The sequence below is a fragment of the Pseudomonas sp. PDM14 genome, assembly GCF_014851905.1.
Classification (GTDB): domain Bacteria; phylum Pseudomonadota; class Gammaproteobacteria; order Pseudomonadales; family Pseudomonadaceae; genus Aquipseudomonas.
On record NZ_JACVAQ010000002.1, the window covers coordinates 345,098 to 364,844 of the forward strand.

At 63.0% G+C, this 19,747-nt stretch carries 22 protein-coding genes; 11 read left to right on the forward strand and 11 right to left on the reverse strand.

Annotated elements, in window-relative coordinates:
- Window positions 1–77 precede the first annotated feature (77 nt).
- Both prpB and IB229_RS14240 read right to left on the reverse strand, forming a co-directional pair.
- On the reverse strand, window positions 78–962 hold the full coding sequence (gene prpB / locus IB229_RS14235) for a methylisocitrate lyase (RefSeq protein ID WP_192330033.1): 885 nt from the start codon (window positions 960–962) through the stop codon (window positions 78–80).
- Window positions 959–1,690 (reverse strand): GntR family transcriptional regulator, encoded by a 732-nt coding sequence (locus tag IB229_RS14240; RefSeq protein WP_192330035.1) that lies wholly within the window; start codon window positions 1,688–1,690, stop codon window positions 959–961. Before IB229_RS14240 ends, prpB begins: the two co-directional genes overlap by 4 nt.
- Window positions 1,691–1,980: 290 nt before the next feature.
- On the opposite strand from IB229_RS14240, the gene IB229_RS14245 reads away from it, so the two are divergent.
- From IB229_RS14245 to pabB, 4 genes are all read left to right on the forward strand, one after another.
- Window positions 1,981–2,517: an ATP-dependent zinc protease gene (locus IB229_RS14245; protein WP_192330037.1), complete on the forward strand. Its 537-nt coding sequence runs from the start codon at window positions 1,981–1,983 to the stop codon at window positions 2,515–2,517.
- Between the two features lie 6 nt (window positions 2,518–2,523).
- Window positions 2,524–4,050, forward strand: coding sequence for an inactive transglutaminase family protein (locus IB229_RS14250; RefSeq protein ID WP_192330039.1), 1,527 nt, complete (start codon window positions 2,524–2,526; stop codon window positions 4,048–4,050).
- Window positions 4,051–4,054: 4 nt separating this feature from the next.
- The gene (locus IB229_RS14255; protein ID WP_192330041.1) at window positions 4,055–5,041 is read left to right on the forward strand and encodes an alpha-L-glutamate ligase-like protein; all 987 of its coding nucleotides are present in this window, start codon (window positions 4,055–4,057) and stop codon (window positions 5,039–5,041) included.
- Between the two features lie 104 nt (window positions 5,042–5,145).
- A complete protein-coding gene (gene pabB / locus IB229_RS14260; RefSeq protein ID WP_192330043.1) occupies window positions 5,146–6,489 on the forward strand; it encodes an aminodeoxychorismate synthase component I in 1,344 nt (447 codons plus the stop codon).
- Window positions 6,490–6,542: 53 nt separating this feature from the next.
- Here pabB and thrH read toward each other — a convergent pair whose 3' ends face one another.
- Window positions 6,543–7,160 carry a bifunctional phosphoserine phosphatase/homoserine phosphotransferase ThrH gene (thrH, locus tag IB229_RS14265; RefSeq protein ID WP_192330045.1) on the reverse strand — a complete coding sequence of 206 codons (618 nt, stop codon included), beginning with the start codon at window positions 7,158–7,160 and terminating at the stop codon, window positions 6,543–6,545.
- A gap of 161 nt (window positions 7,161–7,321) precedes the next feature.
- Between thrH and IB229_RS14270 the strand changes: the two genes are divergently transcribed.
- The gene (locus IB229_RS14270; RefSeq protein WP_192330047.1) at window positions 7,322–7,942 is read left to right on the forward strand and encodes a phosphoadenosine phosphosulfate reductase family protein; all 621 of its coding nucleotides are present in this window, start codon (window positions 7,322–7,324) and stop codon (window positions 7,940–7,942) included.
- Between the two features lie 70 nt (window positions 7,943–8,012).
- On the opposite strand, the gene cysB is transcribed toward IB229_RS14270, so the two are convergent.
- The 4 genes from cysB to IB229_RS14290 form a co-directional block, all read right to left on the reverse strand.
- Window positions 8,013–8,987, reverse strand: coding sequence for an HTH-type transcriptional regulator CysB (gene cysB / locus IB229_RS14275; protein WP_192330054.1), 975 nt, complete (start codon window positions 8,985–8,987; stop codon window positions 8,013–8,015).
- A 116-nt stretch (window positions 8,988–9,103) separates the two neighbouring features.
- Window positions 9,104–9,604 carry a universal stress protein gene (locus tag IB229_RS14280; RefSeq protein WP_192330056.1) on the reverse strand — a complete coding sequence of 167 codons (501 nt, stop codon included), beginning with the start codon at window positions 9,602–9,604 and terminating at the stop codon, window positions 9,104–9,106.
- A gap of 78 nt (window positions 9,605–9,682) precedes the next feature.
- A complete protein-coding gene (locus IB229_RS14285; RefSeq protein ID WP_192330058.1) occupies window positions 9,683–10,630 on the reverse strand; it encodes a putative 2-dehydropantoate 2-reductase in 948 nt (315 codons plus the stop codon).
- Window positions 10,630–10,989, reverse strand: a complete 360-nt coding sequence (locus IB229_RS14290; RefSeq protein WP_192330060.1) for a thioredoxin family protein — start codon at window positions 10,987–10,989, stop codon at window positions 10,630–10,632. The genes IB229_RS14285 and IB229_RS14290 overlap by 1 nt, the downstream gene beginning before the upstream one ends.
- A 37-nt stretch (window positions 10,990–11,026) precedes the next feature.
- Between IB229_RS14290 and IB229_RS14295 the strand changes: the two genes are divergently transcribed.
- Window positions 11,027–11,446 (forward strand): PilZ domain-containing protein, encoded by a 420-nt coding sequence (locus tag IB229_RS14295; RefSeq protein WP_192330062.1) that lies wholly within the window; start codon window positions 11,027–11,029, stop codon window positions 11,444–11,446.
- A 138-nt stretch (window positions 11,447–11,584) separates the two neighbouring features.
- The gene (locus tag IB229_RS14300; protein WP_192330064.1) at window positions 11,585–12,661 is read left to right on the forward strand and encodes a 3-deoxy-7-phosphoheptulonate synthase; all 1,077 of its coding nucleotides are present in this window, start codon (window positions 11,585–11,587) and stop codon (window positions 12,659–12,661) included.
- A gap of 52 nt (window positions 12,662–12,713) precedes the next feature.
- Here the strand turns inward: IB229_RS14300 and IB229_RS14305 are convergent, their stop codons facing one another.
- The gene (locus IB229_RS14305) at window positions 12,714–12,989 is read right to left on the reverse strand and encodes a GNAT family N-acetyltransferase (RefSeq protein ID WP_192330066.1); all 276 of its coding nucleotides are present in this window, start codon (window positions 12,987–12,989) and stop codon (window positions 12,714–12,716) included.
- Between the two features lie 648 nt (window positions 12,990–13,637).
- Between IB229_RS14305 and oprI the strand changes: the two genes are divergently transcribed.
- Entirely contained in the window at window positions 13,638–13,889 is a 252-nt protein-coding gene (oprI, locus tag IB229_RS14310) for an outer membrane lipoprotei OprI (protein WP_003448337.1), read from the forward strand.
- Window positions 13,890–14,017: 128 nt separating this feature from the next.
- Here oprI and IB229_RS14315 read toward each other — a convergent pair whose 3' ends face one another.
- From IB229_RS14315 to IB229_RS14325, 3 genes are all read right to left on the reverse strand, one after another.
- A complete protein-coding gene (locus IB229_RS14315; RefSeq protein ID WP_192330068.1) occupies window positions 14,018–14,980 on the reverse strand; it encodes a L,D-transpeptidase family protein in 963 nt (320 codons plus the stop codon).
- 72 nt (window positions 14,981–15,052) lie between these two features.
- Window positions 15,053–15,334: a hypothetical protein gene (locus IB229_RS14320; RefSeq protein WP_192330070.1), complete on the reverse strand. Its 282-nt coding sequence runs from the start codon at window positions 15,332–15,334 to the stop codon at window positions 15,053–15,055.
- A 56-nt stretch (window positions 15,335–15,390) separates the two neighbouring features.
- Window positions 15,391–15,996, reverse strand: a complete 606-nt coding sequence (locus tag IB229_RS14325) for an arylesterase (protein WP_192330072.1) — start codon at window positions 15,994–15,996, stop codon at window positions 15,391–15,393.
- 10 nt (window positions 15,997–16,006) lie between these two features.
- Here IB229_RS14325 and IB229_RS14330 point away from each other — a divergent pair, with 10 nt between their 5' ends.
- The 3 genes from IB229_RS14330 to greB all read left to right on the forward strand — a co-directional run bounded on the left by IB229_RS14330 (window position 16,007) and on the right by greB (window position 19,746).
- Complete coding sequence (locus IB229_RS14330) at window positions 16,007–16,690, forward strand: ABC transporter ATP-binding protein (RefSeq protein ID WP_192330074.1); 684 nt, start codon at window positions 16,007–16,009, stop codon at window positions 16,688–16,690.
- 1 nt (window position 16,691) lies between these two features.
- Window positions 16,692–19,184 carry an ABC transporter permease gene (locus tag IB229_RS14335; RefSeq protein ID WP_192330076.1) on the forward strand — a complete coding sequence of 831 codons (2,493 nt, stop codon included), beginning with the start codon at window positions 16,692–16,694 and terminating at the stop codon, window positions 19,182–19,184.
- A gap of 64 nt (window positions 19,185–19,248) precedes the next feature.
- Window positions 19,249–19,746 (forward strand): transcription elongation factor GreB, encoded by a 498-nt coding sequence (greB, locus tag IB229_RS14340; RefSeq protein ID WP_192330078.1) that lies wholly within the window; start codon window positions 19,249–19,251, stop codon window positions 19,744–19,746.
- Window position 19,747 lies beyond the last annotated feature (1 nt).

Below are 19,747 nucleotides of genomic sequence, written 5' to 3' on the forward strand. Positions count from 1 at the left end.
GGGTGTCTCCTCATCTGATCCGGTTGGATTTCTTGTTTTCTGCAGGCTGCCCGTTCAAGCAGGCAGCCTGGAATCGATCACTTCTTGGCAGCGAACAAGGCATCGAGGCTCTGCTCGAAAGCGTGGTAGTTGATACGCTCGTACAACTCCATGCGGGTTTGCATGGTGTCGACCACATTCTTCTGGGTGCCGTCGCGGCGCACTGCGTTGTAGACGTTTTCCGCCGCCTTGTTCATGGCACGGAAGGCCGACAGCGGATACAGCACGATGCCGACGTCGACCGAGGCCAGCTCTTCGGTGGTGTACAGCGGCGTGGCACCGAATTCGGTGATGTTGGCGAGGATCGGCGCCTTAACCCGGTCGGCAAAGGTCTTGTACATCGCCAGCTCGGTGATGGCTTCCGGGAAGATCATGTCAGCGCCAGCCTCAATGCAGGCGGCGGCACGGTCCAGTGCCGAATTCAGGCCTTCCACGGCCAGCGCATCGGTACGCGCCATGATCACGAAGCTGTCATCGGTGCGCGCATCGACGGCGGCCTTGATGCGGTCGACCATTTCCTGCTGGGAAACGATTTCCTTGTTAGGACGATGACCGCAGCGCTTAGCACCGACCTGGTCTTCGATATGGATCGCCGCAGCACCGAACTTGATCATCGATTTCACGGTGCGGGCGACGTTAAAGGCCGAGGCACCGAAACCGGTATCGACATCCACCAGCAGCGGCAGGTCGCAGACATCGGTGATGCGGCGCACGTCGGTGAGCACGTCGTCCAGGCCGGTGATGCCCAGGTCCGGCAGACCCAGGGAGCCAGCCGCCACGCCACCGCCCGACAGGTAGATGGCCTTGAAGCCGGCGCGCTTGGCCAGCAGGGCGTGGTTTGCATTGATGGCGCCGATGACCTGCAGCGGATGCTCGCTGGCAACGGCATCGCGAAAGCGTTGGCCTGGGGTGTTCAAACTCATGATTCACCTCGTTTCGTGGATGCGGATGCGCCCTGCCCGGCCTGGCCGGTGTAATGGCGCTCGATATTGCGTTTGGATGCGGCGATATGGCGGCGCATGAGCAGCTCGGCCAACTCGCCATCGCGTTCGGAAATCGCGTCGAGAATGCGGTGGTGCTCGTTGAACGCGTGCCGCGGGCGATTCGGCGTGGCCGAGAACTGCAGGCGGTACATGCGCACCAGTTGATAGAGATCGCCGCAGAGCATCTGGCTCAGCGTCTTGTTGCGGCTGCCTTGGATGATCCGGTAGTGGAAGTCGAAATCGCCCTCCTGCTGGTAATAACCGACACCGGCCTGGAACGCCGCATCGCGCTCGTGCAGGTCAAGCACCCGACGCAGGTCGTCGATCTCGGCCTGGGTCATGCGTTTGGCCGCCAGGCGACAGGCCATGCCCTCCAGAGACTCACGAATTTCGTACAGCTCGATCAGTTCGGCGTGATCGAGCGAGACCACTCTGGCCCCCACATGTGGCACGCGCACCAACAGGCGCTGGCCTTCCAGGCGATGAATCGCCTCGCGCAGCGGGCCACGGCTGATGCCGTAGGTACGCGCCAATTCCGGCTCGGAAATCTTGCTGCCAGGGGCGATCTCGCCCTTGACGATTGCCGCCTGAATGCGCCGAAAGACGTGCTCCGAAAGTGTTTCGGACTCGTCCTGAGCGGTAGCAAGAGGTTCGAGGGACTCGAGCATGATTGTCGACAACGCCTAAAATTAGTCAGGCAAAATTATGCGCTAGAGCGGTAAAGGTCAACAGGGAAAGAAAGATTGTCGACAATCTTAAAATTCACAATTGTTCGGTTAGCTACCGATCTACCCGCACAAACGCTTATAAGCGTCTGTCGCCGCAGAAAAAGCCCATGCTAGAATGCCGCCCGCATGCGCCCTGCCAGGGCTTTCATCCGTGCCTGCTAGACTCACCCAGCTGGCTGGCGACATGCCGCCGGCAACCGGACCCGACGAAGCGAACATCATCAGGATTTATGAGACTCAATCCCTTCGCCCTCTGCCTTGGCAGCATCCTTCTTCCCGGCCTGAGTCTCGCCGCCGAAAAGACCGTCTATGGCCTGAACGAATACGTCAGCCTGGCCGACATCGACCTGCAGGTCGCCGCCAAGCTCGACACCGGCGCCAAGACCGCCTCGCTCAGTGCTCGCGACATCAAACGTTTCAAACGTGACGGCGAAACCTGGGTGCGTTTCTATCTGGCCATCGACGACGCCCACGCACACCCGATCGAGCGCCCACTGGCACGCATCAGCAAGATCAAGCGCCGCGCCGGCGACTATGATCCCGAAGAAGGCAAAACCTACACCGCACGGCCGGTCATCGAGCTGGAATTCTGCATGGGCACGGCCCGTCGCATGATCGAAGTGAACCTGACCGACCGTAGTGCATTCCAATACCCGTTGCTGATCGGCTCCGAAGCACTCAAACGCTTCGATGCGCTGGTCGACCCAAGCCTTAAATATGCTGCCGGCAAGCCCGGCTGCTCCCTAGACATCACCGCTGCCGAGTAACTGCTCATGCGCTCCCTGACCCTGCATCTGAAAGTCCTTATCACCATCCTGGTGACTGTGGGCATTCTGGTTACGGCCTACCAGATCTTCGTTCTTGGCATCCCGGTGACCGAGGACGAGACCGATGATCTGTGGAATATCGACGCCAAGGTCGAGTTCCAGGCCAGCCCGCGCGACCCGGTCAAGGTCCAGATGTTCGTGCCTCCGCTGAACCAGGACTACGTGAGCCTGAACGAGAGCTTCATCTCGAACAACTACGGGGTGAGCATCAACCGCATCGACGGCAACCGTAAGGTCACCTGGTCTGCGCGCCGCGCCAATGGCAGCCAGACCCTGTACTACCGCCTGGTGCTGACCAAGCGCTACAGCGGCGAGCAGCCCAAGGCCAAAGGCCCGATCTACCGCGACAGCATCGCCGTCGAAGGCGCCGAGAAGATTGCCGCCGAAGCCCTGCTGGCGCCGATCCGCCAGCACTCGGCGGACGTCGAGACCTTCATCAGCGAGACCATCAAGCGTGTCAACAATGTCGGCGACGACAACGTCAAGCTGCTGATGGCCGGTGATGCCTCCACACCGAACAAGGCGCGCATCATCGAACTGCTGCTGTCCATCGCCCACGTGCCGATGGAGCGCGTGCACACCATCCGCCTCGCCGCCGACATCCAGCAGAGCCCGGAGCTGTGGCTGCGCAGCTTCAACGGCAAGGACTGGTTGTACTTCAACCCGGAGACCGGCGAGCAGGGCCTGCCGGTCGATCGCCTGGTCTGGTGGACCGGCGACGATCAGCTGGTCAGCGTAGAGGGCGGCAAGAAGCCACAAGTCAGCTTCAGCCTGAACAACAGCGAGATGAACGCCATCCGCCTGGCCAAGCTGACCGACGAGAACACCGACGTCGATTTCCTCGAATACTCGCTCTACGGCCTGCCGCTGCAGACCCAGCAGACCTACCAGATCATGATCATGATCCCGATCGGTGTGCTGGTGATCCTGATCCTGCGCAACCTCGGTGGCCTGCAAACGCTCGGCACCTTCACCCCGGTTCTGATCGCCCTGGCCTTCCGCGAAACCCAGCTGGGCTTTGGTATCGCCCTGTTCACCATCATTACCGCGCTCGGCCTATCACTGCGCTCGTACCTCGAGCACCTGAAGCTGCAGATGCTGCCAAGGCTATCGGTGGTGCTGACGTTCGTCGTGGTGCTGATCGCGGTAATCAGCCTGCTCAGCCACAAACTCGGCCTTGAGCGCGGCCTGTCCGTCGCCCTATTCCCGATGGTGATCCTGACCATGACCATCGAGCGCCTGTCGATCACCTGGGAAGAACGTGGCGGTGGCCATGCCTTCAAGGTCGCCATCGGCACCCTGTTCGCCGCTACCCTGGCGCACCTGCTGATGAGCGTGCCGCAGCTGACCTACTTCATCTTCACCTTCCCGGCCGTGCTGTTGATCATGGTGGGCTTCATGCTGGCGATGGGTCGCTACCGCGGCTACCGCCTGACCGAGCTGTTCCGTTTCAAAGCCTTCCTGAAGGATTGAGCCCATGTTCGGTCTGATCAAGACGTGGAAAGCCCTGGAAGCCAAAGGCATCATGGGCATCAACAGGCGTAACGCGGACTACGTGCTGAAGTACAACAAACGGCACCTGTACCCGATCGTCGATGACAAGATCATCACCAAGGAGCGCGCGATCCAGGCCGGCATCCATGTGCCGGAGATGTACGGGATCATCTCCACCGAGAAGGAAATCGACAAACTCGACGAGATCATCGGTGGCCGCAGCGATTTCGTGATCAAGCCGGCGCAAGGCGCTGGCGGGGACGGCATCCTGGTGATCGCCGATCGCTTCGAGGGGCGCTACAAGACTGTCTCGGGCAAGATCATCAGCCACGAGGAAATCGAGCACCAGATTTCCAGCATTCTCACCGGCCTCTACTCCCTCGGTGGTCACCGCGACCGCGCGCTGATTGAGTACCGCGTGACGCCGGATCCGATCTTCAAGAGCATCAGCTACGAAGGCGTGCCGGACATCCGCATCATCGTGCTGATGGGCTACCCGGTGATGGCCATGCTGCGCCTGCCAACCCGTCAGTCCAACGGCAAGGCCAACCTGCACCAAGGCGCCATTGGCGTCGGTGTCGACCTGGCCACCGGCCTGACCCTGCGCGGCACCTGGCTGAACAACAAGATCACCAAGCACCCGGACACTACCAACGCGGTCGACGGCGTGCAGCTGCCGAACTGGGACGGCTTCATGAAGCTGGCCGCCGGCTGCTATGAGCTGTGTGGCCTTGGCTACATCGGCGTGGACATGGTCCTGGACCAGGAAAAGGGCCCGCTGATCCTTGAGCTCAACGCCCGCCCTGGCCTGAACATCCAGATCGCCAACGACTGCGGCTTGACCCATCGCGCCCACGCGGTGGAAGCGCACATCGCCGAGCTGGCGAAGAACGGTGTGCAGGAAAGCCCGGAAGAGCGCGTGCGCTTCTCCCAGCAACTGTTCGGCCACGTCAAACCCAAGGAAGTCTGAGCCGATCCGCAGCAACGAACAGCCCGGCCCTCGCCGGGCTTTTCATTAGAAATGCCGTGCCAGCCGTTCTACAATCGGCCTCCGCGACCAGTCGACCCAGCCGCATGTCCACCTGCCAACGCTACCCACTGCCCTATCGCCCCGACCCCGCCGGCTATTTCGCCGCGGTACGCCATGCGCCGGGCGCAGTACTGCTGGATGCGGGCCGGCCGGATGCGCAGCGCGGGCGTTTCGACCTGCTCAGCGCCTGGCCGCAACAGACCTTTCTCGCCGCGGATAGCGAGTCCGCCGCCTCGTTTTTTCAGCGCTTGCGGCAGGGCCTGACCACGCTCGGCCCCTGCGAAGCGCCGGAAGGCACCGACCTGCCCTTCACCGGCGGCCTGATCGGCTACCTGGCCTATGATTTCGGGCGCCGCATTGAGCAGTTGCCGGAATTATCTCAGGATGACCTGCTGCTGCCGGACGCACGCTTCGGCCTGTATGCCTGGGCGCTGATCAGCGATCACCAGCAGCAGACCAGCCAACTGGTGTTCCACCCGCGCCTGGACGATGCCGAGCGTACACGCCTGATCACCCTGTTCAGCACCCTGCCCGCCGTCGAAGACGCCACGTTCAGCCTGCGACAGCCGTTCCAGGCCGATCTCGCCCCAGAGACCTATCGCCAGGCCATCGAACGCATCCAGGCCTATATCCAGGCTGGCGACTGCTACCAGGTCAACTTTGCCCAACGTTTCCAGGCGCCCTGCCAGGGCGATCCCTGGGCTGCCTACCTGGCCTTGCGCGCCGCCTGCCCCACGCCATTCGCCGGCTTCCAGGCCCTGCCCGATGGCGGCGCGATTCTCAGCTTGTCGCCCGAGCGCTACCTGCAGGTCAGCCAGGGCCGCGTGGAAACCCGACCGATCAAGGGCACCCGCCCGCGGGGCGCGACGCCCGAAGCCGATGCCGCCGAGGCGCAACGGCTGCTCGCCAGCCTCAAGGACCGCGCGGAAAACCTGATGATCGTCGACCTGTTGCGCAATGACCTCGGCCGCAGCTGCCGTGTCGGCTCGGTGCAGGTGCCGGAGCTGTTCGCGCTGGAGAGCTATCCCAACGTGCACCACCTGGTCAGCGCCGTGACCGGCGAGCTCGATGCCGACAAGGACGCCCTCGACCTGATCGCCGGCAGCTTCCCGGGTGGCTCGATCACCGGCGCACCGAAGATCCGCGCCATGCAGATCATCGACGAACTCGAAGCCACCCGCCGCTCGCTGTACTGCGGCTCCCTGCTCTATCTCGACGTACGAGGCGAGCTGGACAGCTCCATCGCCATTCGCAGCCTGCTGGTCAAGGACGGGCAGATCAGCTGCTGGGGCGGTGGCGGCATCGTCGCCGACTCTGACTGGCAGGCCGAGTACCAGGAATCCCTGACCAAGGTGGACGTGCTGCTACGTACTCTCGAGTCTCTGTAACACGCCCACAAAAAAGGCCCGCATCTGCGGGCCTTTTTTGATCACCGAGCGTGTTACAGGCTCAGCGTGCGATTGGACGCCTTGAGGAACTCGCGCTTGAGGTCTTCATAGGTGTGCACCGCCGGGAACTGCGGGAACTCGCGAATGACGTTTTCCGGCGCATGGAACAGGATGCCGGCATGGGCCTCGCTGAGCATGGTGGTGTCGTTGTACGAGTCACCCGCGGCGATCACGCGGTAGTAGAGGCTCTTGAAGGCGATAACCGACTGGCGCTTGGGATCTTTCTGGCGCAGTTGGTAACCGACCACACGGTCGCTCTCGTCGACTTCCAGCTTGTGGCACAGCAGCGCGGGAAAACCCAGCTGGCGCATCAGCGGCTGGGAGAACTCGTAGAAGGTATCCGACAGAATCACCACCTGGAAACGCTCGCGCAGCCAGTCGACGAATTCGACGGCGCCGTCGAGCGGCTTGAGCGTGGCGATCACGTCCTGGATGTCCGCTAGCTTCAGGCCGTGCTCATCGAGAATGCGCAGGCGCTGCTTCATCAGCACATCGTAATCAGGGATGTCGCGGGTGGTCGCCTTGAGGGCGTCGATGCCGGTTTTCTCGGCAAAAGCGATCCAGATTTCCGGAACGAGCACACCTTCCAAGTCGAGACAGGCGATTTCCACGGGAGTCTCCCAAAATGCGGTTATTTGAGGGGCGGCACTCTAACAGCCGGCCATGGCAAAGGCTACCGGGCAGCCGCGCCGATCAGCATTCGATGGTCCCTGGCCGGCCTCGCTGCTACCATCTGCCACCCTGACTGCAGCCAACCGATTGGGAGCCTGAGATGACGCTGGATCTGGATCGCATCAACGCCGAACTGGGCAACGATGCCGAGAAACTCGTGGAGTGGGCACTGAGCCTGGGCAAGACGGCAATCTGCACCACCAACTTCCGCCCGTTCGAAGCGGTGATCCTGCACATGGTCACCCAGGTCAAACCGGACACGCGGGTCATCTGGATGGACAACGGCTACAACACCGAAGCCACCTACCGCTTCGCCGATGAAGTGACCAAGCAGCTCAACCTGAACCTGAGCATCTACCTGCCCAAGCGCTCCAGCGCACACCGCGACGCGGTCGACGGCCCGGTTCCGGCGCTCGATGACCCACGCCATGAAGCATTCACCGAAGAGGTCAAGCTCGAACCGTTCGCCCGCGCCCTGCGCGAAGCCGCACCGCAGGTCTGGTTCACCGCCCTGCGCGCCACCGACACCGCCGTGCGCGCACAGATGGACCCGGTCAGCATCAACCCGGACGGCCTGATCAAGGTCGCCCCGCTGCTGCATTGGAGTTCGAAGGATCTTTACGAGTACCTGGTCAAACACGGCCTGCCGAACAACTTCGACTACTTCGACCCGACCAAGGGCGAAGACAATCGCGAGTGCGGCCTGCACATCAGCCACTGATGGCGATGGATCGGACATAAAAAAACGGCGCACCTCGGTGCGCCGTTTTGCTATCTGCCGCGGACCGAGCTCAATAGGTCGGCAGCTCGACCCCGTCGAACAGCTCGTCCAGCTCGGCCTTGGTGTGGCATTGCACGGCCTTGGCCATCATGTCGCGGGTCAGGTGCGGAGCGAATTTCTCGATGAAGTCGCACATGAAGCCACGCAGGAAGGTGCCGCGACGGAAGCCGATCTTGGTCACGCTGGACTCGAACAGGTCGCTGGCATCGAGCACCACCAGATCACTGTCGAGCTTGGTGTCGACCGCCATGCGCGCGACGATGCCGACGCCCAGGCCCAAGCGCACGTAAGTCTTGATCACGTCGGCGTCGGCCGCGGTGAACACCACCTTAGGGCTCAGGCCGCGATGGCTGAACGCCTCGTCAAGCTTGGAGCGGCCGGTGAAGCCGAATACGTAGGTGACGATCGGGTGATCGGCCAGGGCTTCCAGGGTCAGCTTCGGCAATTTGGTCAGCGGATGGCCCTGCGGCACGATCACGCAGCGGTTCCAGCGGTAGCACGGCATCATCACCAGGTCGTTGAACAGCTCCAGACCTTCGGTGGCGATGGCGAAATCGACCGTGCCGTCAGCGGCCATCTCGGCGATCTGCATCGGCGTGCCCTGGTGCATGTGCAGGGCCACTTCCGGGTATTGCTTGATGAAGCCGCTGATCACCGGTGGCAGTGCATAACGTGCCTGGGTGTGAGTGGTGGCGATCGACAGGGTACCCTTCTTCTCGTTGGAGAATTCCTGGGCGATCTGCTTGATGCTCTCGACCTTGCGCAGGATTTCCCCGGCAGTGGTGATGATTCGCTCACCAGCAGGTGTCACGCGGGTCAGGTGCTTGCCGCTGCGGGCGAACACCTCGACGCCCAGCTCGTCCTCGAGTAAACGGATCTGTTTGCTGATGCCGGGCTGGGAGGTGTAAAGGCTCTGTGCGGTCGCGGAGACGTTCAGATCGTGATGCGCCACTTCCCAGATGTACCGCAGTTGCTGGAGCTTCATTCGATATCCCTCAAAGCAGATAGACGCTGTCTGACTGTGCCAGCGGCGTTATATAACCATATTAATGGTTTAAGGAATAAAGCTAGACGCTTTTTTCAGTTCTGCACGCCGTTTGTCTAGCCGTCCGCCCGACCACGGTGCTGCAGCATCGGCACCAGGTACACCGGTCGCTCGGCCAGCTGCAACACGCGCGCGGCGGTTCGCCCCAGTGGCCCGGCCTGCTCAGCCCCATGGCTGTGGCTGCCGACGATCAGCAGGTCGACGGCCAGCTTGCGCGCTTCGTCGAGAATCACCTGCGCGGAGTCCCCTTGTACCACCCGTACATTACGGATCAGCTGGCTCTCCTGCTGCGCATCACCCAGCTCGTCGCGAAACCCTTCCAGCACGCGCTGCTCGATGCTTGCCATCACGGTACTCAAGCCCTTGCTGCGCAGCTCACGCAAGGTCTTTTCATCCAGGTAGGTCTGCAGCACCGACTCGGCAAACAGCCCGAGCGGCTCCACCGCGTGCACCACGTAGAGTTCGGCATTGAACGAGCGGGTGATCGACAGCGCGTGCTGCAGCACGTAGGGCGCGTACAGCCCCAAGTCTGTCGCGTAAAGAATGGAACGGATCATGTGGCCTCCCACTGCCAACCACGGCCATTTCAGAGCTTAGCAGTGGCATGGCAGCTGGGCGCCCAACGGACCGACGGCCTAGGGTGCGGCCAAAAAGCGCAGGGCCTGCAACAGCATGCGCATCTTCGGCAATTCGCAGCCCGCCGCGGCGGCAGCGTCCAGCGGCGCCTGATAGATGGCCTGCAGCTCCAGCGGCCGGTGCTCTGCGAAGTCGTGGTACATGCTGGGCAGGTAGTCCGGCATGCGCTCGGTGGCCTTGAGCAGGCTGTCGGCATAGCCCGCCGGCAGACTGTAACCACAGGCCGCAGCACCCTGCACCACTTCCTCCATCAGCGCGTGGATCAGTGCGCGACTGTCAACGTTGGCCATCAAGCGCGTGGTGCCGGCATCGAACAGTACCGACAGGCCGTTGTAGGGCACGTTCCACACCAGCTTCTGCCAACGAGCCTGCTGCAGGTTGGCCATCGCCGTGGATTCCAGGCCGGCCTGCTGAAACAGTGCCGCCCCCTCTTCGACGATGGCCATGCGCGCGGCGGTGTCTTCCGCCGGCCCCGAGTGATACCCCAGATTGACCATACCCAACGCCTGATGCTCGACGACGCCCGGTGCGGAGCGGTGTACGCAGATGAAACAGAGCCCACCCAGCAGATGCACCGACTCCGGCAGCAGCGGCTGCAGCTGCTCCTCGACGCCCAGACCGTTCTGCAGCAGCACGATGCGCGTATCCGGCGCCGCAAGCTGTGCCAGCAGAGGCGCCAGCTCGGCATTGGCAGTGGTCTTGGTGCCGACCAGTAGCCAGTCACACGCAGGCATCTGTCCTGCATCCTGCCATGCATGAACCTGCGGTTCGTGCAATTTGCCATGCACGGCGCTGTTGACCCGCAACCCCTGCGCCTTCACCGCGGCGTATTCGCTTCGCAGCAGAAAATGCACCTCGAACCCGGCACGAGCCAGCATCAGGCCATAGAAACCACCGATCGCGCCGGTGCCGACAATACCGATGCGCGGACGTTTTTGTTCAGCCATCAGGGTAATTCCTCTGTGGGGTTGTTCAGCGTGATTGTGATCGCCGCGGCCAGTAATGGCGGGCTCAGACGTGAATGAACGGCTCCGTGGAACAGGCCGTCGCGGACCAGGAACAGGCTCGGCAGGTGGAACACCTCATAGCGCTGTACCAGGCCGCCGTTGCGCCCGGCATCCACCCAGCACAACCGGTCGACCGGCAGCGCCATGCCAGACAGCTCGCGCCGTGCCCAGCGACAACTGGCACAGCCTGTGCTGGTGAATACCAGTAAAGAGGTGCCCGGAAGCTCGAGAAGGCGGCGCTCCGCGTCAAAATCGGTCAATTCGAGCTCAGGAATGTTTCCGGTCACTATACTGTCCATCAGTGATGTCAAATCAGTGGCACTCGGAGAAGTAAGAATGCGCCGTTTTTTGCGCCATCCCAGTGATATGCCAGTCGAACTGGTGCAACGAAAGCATGCCTTCCTGCCGCGCCAACGCCTGAACAATATCAGCGTTGGCGGCGTCGCCTGCAATTCAACCAAAGGCTTTCGCAAGGGTACCGCCGTCGAACTTCGTGTACCGCTGCTCGGCGAACAGGCCCGCTATCCCGGCGTGGTGGCCTGGTGCCGCAAACGCTCCGACGACTATCTGGTCGGTATTGCGTTCATCGACGAGGACACCCTGTTCCGTGCGCGCATGGTGGAACAGGTCTGCCAGATCGAGTTGTACCGCCATCAGCGCGAACTGGAACTCGGCGAGCACGTTGCCGTCGAGAGCGTCGCCAGCGAATGGATCGCCCTGCATGCCACCGAGTACTCCAGCGCCAGCCTGAACTAGCCACTGGCCATATCCTGGCCGATTTCACACCCGCGCCCATTGTCGAGCCAGCCCGTAACGCGCTAAGGTTCCGCCTCCCCGCGACCATAATGATGCCGAGCCTCTGCCGCCCGGCACCCGTGACTGATGAGTAACACGATGGCTGATTTACCGATCGACGATCTCAACGTTTCATCCAACGAAACCCTGATCACCCCGGCGCAGCTCAAGCGCGAGATTCCCCTCACCGAAGCAGCTCAGCGCACCGTCACCCATGGTCGCGAAGTGGTCCGCAACATTCTCGACGGCAAGGATCACCGCCTGTTCGTGGTCGTCGGCCCCTGCTCCATCCACGACATCAAGGCCGCCCACGAATACGCCGAGCGCCTCAAGGTACTGGCTGCCGAGGTCTCCGACAGCCTGTTCCTGATCATGCGCGTGTACTTCGAGAAGCCGCGCACCACCGTCGGCTGGAAGGGCCTGATCAACGACCCGTACCTGGATGACTCCTTCAAGATCCAGGATGGCCTGCACATCGGCCGCCAGCTGCTGCGTGACCTGGCCGAAATGGGCCTGCCAACCGCCACCGAAGCACTCGATCCGATCTCCCCGCAGTACCTGCAGGATCTGATCAGCTGGTCGGCCATCGGCGCCCGTACCACCGAATCGCAGACCCACCGCGAAATGGCCTCCGGCCTGTCGTCCGCAGTCGGTTTCAAGAACGGCACCGACGGCGGCCTGACCGTGGCGATCAACGCCCTGCAGTCCGTCTCCAGCCCGCATCGTTTCCTCGGCATCAACCAGGAAGGTGGCGTATCGATCGTCACCACCAAGGGCAACGCATACGGCCACGTGGTTCTGCGTGGTGGCAACGGCAAGCCGAACTACGACTCCGTCAGCGTCGCCATCTGCGAGCAGGAACTGGCCAAGGCGAAGATTCGCCCGAACGTGATGGTCGACTGCAGCCACGCCAACTCCAACAAGGACCCGGCCCTGCAGCCGCTGGTGATGGAAAACGTCGCCAACCAGATTCTCGAAGGCAACAACTCGATCGTCGGCCTGATGGTCGAGAGCCATCTGGGCTGGGGGGCGCAGTCGATTCCGAAGAACCTTTGCGACCTCCAGTACGGGGTTTCCATCACCGATGCCTGCATCGACTGGGACGCTACCGAGAAGACCCTGCGCAGCATGCACGCCAAACTCAAGGACGTGCTGCCGAAACGCCAGCGCAGCTGATAGCGCAGAAATGAAAACGCCGGGCAATGCCCGGCGTTTTTGTATATGCTGCTCAGCGCGACTGGCGCTGGCGCCGCTCCATGTAGCGTTCGACATAGGAGCAGGAAGGAATCACCGTGTAACCCAGGCCGTCGGCATATTCCAGTGCCTGTTCGGTCAACGCCGCGGCGATGCCGCGACCACGCAGGGCATTGGGCACGAAGGTCCGATAGATATCGAGCGTCTGCTTACCCAGATCCATATACGCCAGATACGCCCGATGACCATCGATGGTGGTCTCGAACTGATGACCTGCCAGGTCATGGTGGATGGAGAGCGCCTCGCTCATCTCTGCTCCTCTACCTCAAACAAAACTGCCCCTACCTTATCGGTCTTTGCCCGAGGGATAAATGCCTCAGGTCATTCGTTGTGCAAAGTCGATTGGCTCCACGCACCAACGGGTTGCGTCACGAGTCGTCATCATAAGACAAAAACATGTAATTACTTAACGGCATATCTGCAGTTGCGCGAGTCGGTATCGCAACCACACGGGCTCTTTCAGCTAGACAACTAAATGCATCGGCCGTTTGAGCTCTTTGTCGGCGCCACATACTCACAGGAGAAAGTCCGAAAAGCGGCTTATCAGGAGTCCCATGCAACTGCGCTATATGCGAGCCTGCACTTTCAGTGAACAGCACCAAGTCTGTGCACCATCCAGTGGAAAAACTATGCGTTCGAGCCTGTATTTTCTGACGCACGAGTCATGCGCATTGTTGCTCGATCCCTCACAGCAAAAGGCCTTGCGGCGACTCGACAGCTAACTTGAACTGTATGTTTTTTAAACAAAAACTGAATGTATGTGGCAGGGAGCAAAAAAAACTGCTTGTCTTACGTTTGGTCAGTTTACTTACTACAACTAATGGGTAGTATGTAGCCCGGCTAATTTCCCAGCTTTGGGAGATTGCTTTTATGGAAAGTCCACCTTAAGGGGAACACGATGAACAACGTTCTGAAATTCTCTGCTCTGGCCCTGGCAGCAGTTCTGGCTACCGGTTGCAGCAGCGTCTCCAAAGAAACCGAAGCTCGCCTGACTGCAACTGAAGATGCAGCCGCTCGCGCTCAAGCCCGTGCCGACGAAGCCTACCGTAAGGCTGATGAAGCTCTGGCTGCTGCTCAGAAGGCTCAGCAGACTGCTGACGAAGCCAACGAGCGCGCTCTGCGCATGCTGGAAAAAGCCAGCCGCAAGTAATTCTTGCCAAGGCTTTGAGAAAAGCCGATCCGGTTCGCCGGGTCGGCTTTTTTTATTGCCCGAATTTCTGGCAATAAAAAACCGCTGACACGCTTCGGCGCATCAGCGGTTCTGTGTACAGCGACGACTTAGAACTCCAGGGTTTCGCTGTTCGCCACTGCCGGATCCTGAGGCACGGCGATCTCGATCGGCATGCCATCTTCCGCTGCGACCACTTCACGTACCACTTCCCAGTCCAGGCGCAGCTGACCAGCCAGATCATCACGCTTGAGCAGCGCGTTGATCACTGCGGTGTGCTTGTCGACCACCGACGGCTCGCCGTGGTCATCGAGCGGCGCATGCGCTTCGAGGTAGATGCGGCCATTGCTGGTACCGAACTTGTAGGGCTCATTTATGATGCGCAGCGGCGTGCCCACCGGCGCCATCTTGGCCAGCTCCAGCACGTTGTGGTTGAGCATGCGGAAGCAGCCATGGCTTACGCGCATGCCGATGCCGAACTTCTTGTTGGAGCCGTGGATCAGATAGCCCGGAACGCCCAGGGTGAACTTGAACGGCCCCAGCGGATTGTCCGGGCCCGGCGGCACATAGGTGGGCAGCGGATCGCCATCGGCAGCGTGTTCGGCACGGATCGACGCAGGCGGCGTCCAGCCCGGGTTGGCGGTCTTCGCGGTGATAGTGGTTTTCGCGATCGGCGAACCCCAGCCTTCACGACCGATTCCCAGCGGGAAGGTGTGCACCACGTTCTGCCCTTTCGGGAAGTAATACATGCGGTACTCGGCCAGGTTGATCACGATGCCTTCGCGTGGGCCTGCCGGCAGGATGTAGCGCGTCGGCAGAATGATCTCGGCGCCGGCGCCCGGTAGCCACGGGTCGACGCCCGGGTTGGCGGCGACCATCTCCAGGTAGCCAAGGTCGTTGGCCGCGCCGAGGTCGGCAAAGGTGTCTTCGTACTGGGCCTTGATGACCTGCACCTGGCCGACGATATCTTCACCTGGCGGCGGCAGAGGCAGTTCCAGCGCGGCAACGGGACCCGCAGCACAGAGGCTGGCGAGCGTCAGGGAACGGGCGACGACAGAAACGCGCGACAACATCCAAAAATCCTTGGCATTGATGGCTGATGGGAAAGGTCGGGATTGTACACGGCCGAAACAGGCGCCGGGAGGTTACAGGTCCGGCCACATGGGCCGCTCGCCGCGACGCTGGGCGTCGAGCACCAACCTGCAGTTCACGCACAAGCGCTTGTCACGCAGACTGGCCCGGTCCACCCCACGCATCACCGGCAATGCCGGAAGCAATCCGCCACACAGCGTACGGTCGGCAAAACCGCTCAACTCCAGCTGCCGGGCGACCAGGTGCACGCGCGCTTCGCGGCAGGCGAACAGGTCGAGCTGTTCGTCCGGCACGATCAACTGGTAAGCATGCAGAGACCAGACGGGACGCGGCATTCAGAGCTCCGGGGCGGGGGCGCAACGATAGCCGAAAGCCAGCAGGCTGGGAAGATTCAGAGCAGCGGTTTCAGGGTCGGCCAGACGTTGTCCAGCAGGCGCGGCTGGGCGCCCAGCGCAGGGTGCAGACCATCGGCCTGCATCATGCCGTCGACCCCGCCGACACCGTCGAGGAAGAACGGTACCAACGGTAGCTTCTTCTCTTCTGCCAGGGTGCTGAAAACCTGGGCGAAAGCCCCGGTGTAGCGCGCTCCGTAATTCGGCGGCAGCTGCATGCCAAGCAGCACCACCTCGGCCCCGACCGCACGGGACTGATCAACCATGCTGGCAAGATTCTGTTGCAATTGCGCTGGGGGCTGGCCACGCAGGCCGTCGTTGCCTCCCAGTTCGAGAATCACCCACTGCGGACGATGCTGTGCAAGCAGCGCAGGCAGCCGCGCCAAGCCGCCTGCGCTGGTGTCACCACTGATCGAGGCATTCACCACGCGGTGGTCGAAACCCTCGTCGGCGAGGCGTTTTTCTAGCAGGGCGACCCAGCCCACGCGGGTATCCAGGCCAAAAGCCGCGCTGATACTATCGCCAACGACCAGCACGGTGCCGGCCATCGCCCCCTGGGCCCACAGCATCAACGCCACGGCACCGCCAACCCACCACGTACGCATCGGACTCTCCATGAGCGCAAGCATTCTTTCTGCGCGGCACCTTAGCAAAGTGGTACCCAGCACGGAAGGCGAGCTGCACATCCTTCATGACCTCAGCTTCGACCTGGCCCGCGGCGACAGCCTGGCTATCGTCGGCAGCTCCGGCTCGGGCAAATCCACCCTGCTCGGCCTGCTCGCCGGCCTCGACCTGCCCAGCAGCGGCGAGGTCACACTGGCCAAACACAACCTCAGCCAACTCGACGAAGACCAGCGCGCCCGCGTGCGTGCCGAGCTGGTCGGTTTCGTCTTTCAGTCCTTTCAGCTGCTCGACAACCTCAACGCGCTGGAAAACGTCATGCTGCCTCTGGAGCTCGACGGCCGCCGTGACGCCCGCGAGCGTGCCCAGGAGCTGCTGCAACGTGTCGGCCTCGGCCAGCGCCTGACCCATTCGCCGCGCCAGCTCTCCGGTGGCGAACAACAGCGCGTGGCGATTGCCCGCGCGTTCGCCGCCGAACCGGCGGTGCTGTTCGCCGACGAGCCCACCGGCAACCTCGACAGCCACACCGGCGAGCACATCAGCGATCTGCTCTTCGCGCTCAACCAGGAGCAAGGCACCACGCTGGTTCTGGTGACCCACGACGAACGCCTGGCGCACCGCTGCCGACGCCTGATTCGCCTCGAAGGTGGTCGCCTGGTCGACAGCGTGGAGCCCTGAAATGCCCCTTACCCGCCTGCTGAGTTTGGCCAGCCGCCAGTTGCGCCGCGATGCCCGCGCCGGCGAGCTGCGCGTGCTGGTCTTCGCCCTGATCATCGCCGTCGCCGCCAGCACCGCCATCGGCTACTTCAGCGCACGCCTGAACGGCGCCATGCTGCTGCGCGCCACCGAATTCCTCGGCGCCGACCTGCTGCTTTCCGGCAGCTCGCCGGCAGCACCCGCGCAGGTCGACCGCGGGCAAAAGCTCGGCCTGGAGCACGCCCAGGTGGTCGAGTTCTCCAGCGTGATCGCCACCGACCAGGGCATCCAGCTCGCCAGCGTCAAGGCCGCCAGTGATGGCTACCCGCTGCGCGGCGACCTGAAGAGTGCTGCCGCCCCTTATGAGCCGGAGCAGTTGAGTGCCGGGCCGCGGCCTGGTGAAGCCTGGGCCGAGTCGCGCCTGTTCGCCGCGCTGGATCTGAAAATTGGCCAGCAGATCGAGGTCGGCAACCTGTCGCTGCGACTGACCCGCGTACTGACCTACGAACCCGACCGTGCCGGTGACTTCTACAGCCTGACCCCGCGCGTGCTCATGCACCTCGACGACCTGGCCGCGACCGGCGTGGTGCAGCCCGGCAGCCGCGTGCGCTACCGCGAGCTCTGGCGCGGCGAAGAGGCGGCACTCAAGGACTATCGCGCCGCGCTCAAGGACACTCTCGCCCCGCACCAGCGCATCGAAGACGCGCGCGACGGCAATCGGCAGATCGGTGGCGCGCTGAGCCGTGCCGAACGCTACCTCAACCTGGCCAGCCTGGCCGCCGTGCTGCTGGCCGGCGTGGCCGTGGCCCTGTCGGCGGCACGCTTCGCTGCGCGCCGCTACGACGCCAGTGCGCTGCTGCGCTGCCTGGGTCTGTCGCGACGCGAAGCCTTGGGAATCTTCACCCTGCAATTGGCCCTGCTCGGCATCGTCGCCAGCCTGATCGGCGCCCTGCTCGGCTGGCTCGCGCAACTGGTGCTATTCGAACTGCTGCGCAACCTGCTGCCGGCCGGCGTACCGCCTGGCGGCATCCTCCCGGCAATCACCGGGATCGCCACCGGGCTGGTGGCGCTGGCCGGTTTCGCCCTGCCGCCGCTGGCCGCTCTCGGCCGCGTGCCGCCGCTGCGGGTGTTGCGTCGCGACATGCTGCCCGTGCCACCCAGCTCCTGGCTGGTGTACGGCGCTGCGCTGCTGGCGCTCGGCGTGATCATGTGGCGCCTGAGCCTAGACCTCAAACTGACTCTGTCGCTGCTCGGTGGCGGCCTGCTGGCCACGCTGCTGCTCGGCGGCCTGTTGCTGCTCGGCCTGCACAGCCTGCGTCGTCTGCTGGCCAAGGCTTCCCTGCCCTGGCGCCTGGGCCTCGGGCAGCTGTTGCGCTACCCGCTGGCAGCTGCTGGTCAATCGCTGGCTTTTGGCCTGATCTTGTTGGCCATGGCGCTGATCGCCCTGCTGCGTGGCGAACTGCTCGACACCTGGCAGGACCAACTGCCCAAGGAGGCGCCCAACCACTTCGCCATGAACGTATTGCCCGCCGACAAGGACGCGTTCGCTGCGCGCCTGGCCGAACTGTCGCCGCACCCCGCGCCGCTGTACCCGATCGTGGCCGGGCGCCTGGTGCAGATCAACGGCGAGGCGGTGAAGCGCAGCGTCAGCAAGGAATCCGAAGGCGACCGCGCGGTAAGCCGCGATCTCAGCCTGACCTGGGCAGCCGAGCTGCCGGCCGGTAACGTGGTGCAGGCCGGACAATGGTGGGATGGCCAGCCACGCGAACTGCCTGGTGTGTCGGTGGAAGCCAAGCTGGCGGGCAGCCTGAACCTGGAACTGGGCGACGTGCTGACCTTCAACGTCGGCGGGCTGGAGCGCCAGGCGCGCGTGAGCAGCCTGCGTGAAGTCGAGTGGGACAGCTTCCAGCCGAACTTCTACATGATCTTCGAACCCGGCACGCTGCAGGATCTGCCGGCGACCTACCTGACCAGCTTCTACCTGCCGCCGGGCAGCGAGCGGCAACTGGTCGAGCTGGCCCGCGCGTTTCCAGCCGTGACTCTACTACAGGTCGAGGCGCTGCTGGAGCAGCTGCGCAGCATCCTCGCCCAGGTCACACTGGCGGTGGAGTATGTGCTGCTGTTCGTCCTCGCCGCGGGCCTGACGGTGCTCTTCGCCGGCCTGCAGACCACGCTGGATGAGCGTATCCGCCAGGGTGCGCTGCTGCGTGCGCTGGGCGCGGAACGCCGTCTGCTGGTGGCCGCACGGCGCAGCGAGTTTGCCCTGCTCGGTGCGGTCAGCGGCCTGCTCGCGGCGCTCGGTTGCGAGGTGGTGAGCTTCCTGCTCTACCGCTTCGCCCTGGATCTGCCGTGGCAGCCACACCCCTGGCTACTGGTGTTGCCACTGATCGGCGCACTGCTGGTGGGCACTGCCGGGATCATCGGCACGCGCCGCGCGTTGAACGCCAGCCCCTTGTCGGTGCTGCGCGAAGGGTGATGGTGGCTGCGGGCGAGCTCACGAGCTTGTTAAACTCGCCCGGCCTCCCTCATCCAAGAATCCCATGAGCCGCTATCGTCCGCCCCGCTCCGCCGGCACCCCGCTGATCACCCCCGAGGGCGAGGCGCGCCTGCGCGCCGAACTGCACGAGCTGTGGCACGTGCGCCGTCCGCAGGTAACCCAGTCGGTCAGCGAAGCGGCCGCCCAGGGGGATCGCTCGGAGAACGCCGAGTACACCTACGGCAAGAAGATGCTGCGCGAGATCGACAGCCGCGTGCGCTTTCTCACCAAGCGTCTGGAAAGCCTCAAGGTGGTCGACGCCCGCCCGAGCGACCCGGACAAAGTCTATTTCGGTGCCTGGGTCACACTGGAAGACGAAGACGGCGTCGAGGCGCGCTATCGCATCGTCGGCCCCGACGAACTCGATCTCAAGCAAGGCCTGATCAGCATCGACTCGCCCCTGGCCCGCGCCCTGATCGGCAAGGCGCTGGACGCCGAAGTGCGTGTGCAGACGCCCACCGGCGACAAGCTCTGGTACGTCGTGGCGATCGAATATCCCTGAC